Raw genomic sequence first — 3312 nt, forward strand, 5'->3', positions numbered from 1 at the left:
GAGCGCGACGCGCGCGGCGAGCGAGCGGCCGCGCAGTCGGAGTTCGGCCGGTCGGGGCTCACCGCCCTGCGAGAGGCGGTCGCCGGCGTGCCGCAGGAGACGCTCGAAGCGTTCAGCCGGGCCGACTGGGTGTTCGTGCGCCCGAACGCCGTCACGCGTAGCGCCCTCGAGGACGGCCGCCTGCCGTCGGGGTCCACCGACGTGGGCAAGGTCGTCCAGCGGGACGAGGGCCAGATCGCGGTCGTCACCCGGGCCCTGGTGGTCCAGCTCGAACCCGGCCTGAGCGAGTCGGAGGCCGAGGAGGTGCTCGCCGAGCGAGACCTGGAGGTGGTGCGCAAGCTCAACTTCGCCCCCAACCTCTACCAGGTCATCGCTCACGGCTGGGAGGACGCGATGGCGGCGTCGGTGGACCTGCACGACGACCCTCGCTTCGTCTTCGCCGAGCCCGAGTTCATCGAGCACATCCCGCAGCGCGCGCTGCCCAGCGATCCCGACCTCGGCCAGCAGTGGCAGTGGCGCAACGACGGCTCGAGCGGCGGGACGGCCGGTGCCGATGTAAGCGCCGAGGCCGCATGGGACCACACGTGGGGCGCCGGCGTGACCGTCGCCGTCATCGACAACGGCTTCGACGCCGACCACGAGGACCTGGCCGCCGGCGTGGTCGCCGAGAGCGGCTACTTCGACGGCTCGGGGAACTGGGTGCAGGGCACGGCCGGCATGCCAGACTCCGACCACGGCACCTTCTGCGCCGGCATGGTCGGCGCGCGGCGCAACAACGGCAGAGGCGGGGTCGGGGCGGCGCCCGACTGCGACCTCATGCTCATCGCTTGCCTCCCGGACCAGGTGGGTACGCAGGCCACCCTGGCGCGCGCCGTCGCCTACGCCGTCGACATGACCAACGAGGTCCCCGGCGCGAACCTCGCCAACGGGCCGGACATCCTGGTCAGCTCGCTGGGTCCGAACGGAGCTGTCTGGGACCTGTCGACAGTGCTCGACCTCGCCCTGTCGACGGCGCCCAACGGGCGGCAGGGGCTGGGGCTGCCGATCTTCTGGGCGGCATCGAACGGCAACAACGTGGACGTGGCCCTCGACGAGGTCGTCTCGCACGCGAACGTCATCGCCGTGGTGAGGTCGGACCACGACGACCTCGAGAACAACGCCGCCCGCGGAGACGGCGTGGAGCTGATCGCTCCCGGGGTGAACGTCTACTCGACGCGGTCGGGCGACGGCTACGGCACCGACACCGGCACGAGCTTCGCGGCGCCGTGCGCCGCCGGTTGCGCGGCGCTGGCCCTGTCGGTAAACACCGGGCTCACCGGCGCCGAGCTGCGCCAGATCATGCGCGACAGCGCCGACAAGATCGGCGGGGTGACCTACGACTCCAACGGTCACAACGACGACTACGGCTTCGGTCGGGTCAACGCCGACGCCGCGGTGCACCTGGCCGCCAGGCGGGTGACGCTGCTGACGTCCTCGCTGGTGTTCAACGACATCCCCGAGGGCGAGCTGGCGGCCCGGGCGGTGGCCTGGCAGGGCTTCGGGTTCGACGACCTGACCTTCGAGGTGGTGAGCGGGCCGTCCGGTCCGTTCGCGCCCCTGGCCGGACCGCAGGTCGTGCTGCCGGCGCCCGGCATCGGCGCCGGCGCCAAGGCGCAGCTCTGGTTCACCTACACCGGCACGACGGCGGGCGCCACCGACGCGGGCTCGGTCACCGTGCGCTGCGTCGAGACCGACGAGCAGTGGACCATCCCCATCAGCGCCAACACCATCGCCCGCCCGACCGTGGCGGTCTGCCTGGTGCTCGACAAGTCGGGCTCGATGATGGCCGACGCCGGCGACGGACGCCAGCGCGTGGAGGTGCTGCGCGAGGCGGCGCAGACCTTCGTCGACGTGGCCAAGCCCGACACCGGCCTGGGCGTGGTGCGCTTCGACCACGACGCGATGACGGCCATGGCCGTGGTGGACGCCGGACCCGAGGTCTTCGGCCCGGGCCGGGCGCAGGCCACGACCGCCATCGCCAGCCACGCGCCGAACCCGGCGGGCACCACCTCCATCGGCGACGGGGTGGAGACGGCCGCGGGCGTCCTCTCCGCCGTGACGTCCAGCTACGACGAGACGGCCATGATCGTCCTGACCGACGGGCAGGAGAACGCCGCGAAGTTCATCGCCGACGTGGAGGCCTCGATCGACGACAGGGTGTTCGCGATCGGTCTGGGCGAGCCGAGCGTCATCAACCCCGCGGCGCTGACCAGCCTCACCGACAACACGGGCGGCTACGTGGTGATGACGGGGAACATCTCCGCCGACGAGTACTTCACGCTCACCAAGTACTACCTGCAGATCCTGGCGGGCGTGTCCAACGAGGAGATCGTGCTCGACCCCGAGGGGCACCTCAAGCCCGCCGAGACGACCGAGATCCCGTTCGACCTCAACCGCGGCGATTCCGGCGCCGACGTCATCCTCCTGTGCCCGGCGCCTTGGGTCGTGGACTTCGAGCTGGTCACGCCCTCGGGCGCGGTCGTCGGCTCGGGCTCGTTGCCGCCGGGCGCGCGCCACATCACCGGCAAGGACGTGCGCTACTACCGTCTCACGCTGCCGCTCGTCGTCGACGGCGTGGCCGCCGGCGCGGGCCGCTGGCTGATCCGACTCCACGTGGACCGCCAACGCTTCCAGGAGTGGCTCCAGAAGCTCGAGGCCACCGACGTCGAGGCCTACCAGCACGCCGCCCGCCACGGGCTGCGCTACGCCACCGAGGTGCACGCCCGGTCGTCCATCCGCATGCAGGCCGCGCTGAGGCAGAAGGGCATAGGGCTCGGCACCGAGATGCAGCTGGAGGCCCGCCTGACCGAGATCGGCCTGCCCCTCACCGGCCGGGCCGAGGTGGTGGCCGAGCTCTCCGGCCCGCAGGGCGAGCGGCTGATCAAGCTGAGCGAGACCGAACCCGGGACGTTCACCGCCACCGTGCCCGGCGACGCCTACGGCCTCTACCGCTTCCGCGTCATCGCCCGCGGCAAGACGCGCCGCGGGGAACGCTTCACGCGCGAACGCCGGCTGACCGGAGCCATCTACGTACCCCGACCACCCCAGCAGGAGGGCGAGCCCCACGTGCCGGGCGGCCAGCCCGAGGGCGGTCCGAGACCGGACTGCGGCAAGCAGGTCCTGGCGCTGTACGAGGTGATACGTGGCTACGACGTCGTGAGCAAGCCCCTGTTCGAGGCGCTGCGGCGCGAGGGGCATGACCCCGCGGTGGTGATGGAGTGCCTCGCCAGCCTGGCGACGGACCGAGCCGCCCGAGCCTCTGGCGGCGAGCCG

At 72.1% G+C, this 3312-nt stretch carries 1 protein-coding gene; it reads left to right on the forward strand.

Translation table 11 applies throughout. The features are described from left to right. A partial coding sequence (locus tag VF202_04815; GenBank protein ID HEX7039414.1) for a S8 family serine peptidase occupies positions 1-3312 on the forward strand: 3312 nt, incomplete at both ends.

Source organism: Trueperaceae bacterium, from assembly GCA_036381035.1.
In the GTDB taxonomy this organism is placed as follows: domain Bacteria; phylum Deinococcota; class Deinococci; order Deinococcales; family Trueperaceae; genus DASRWD01.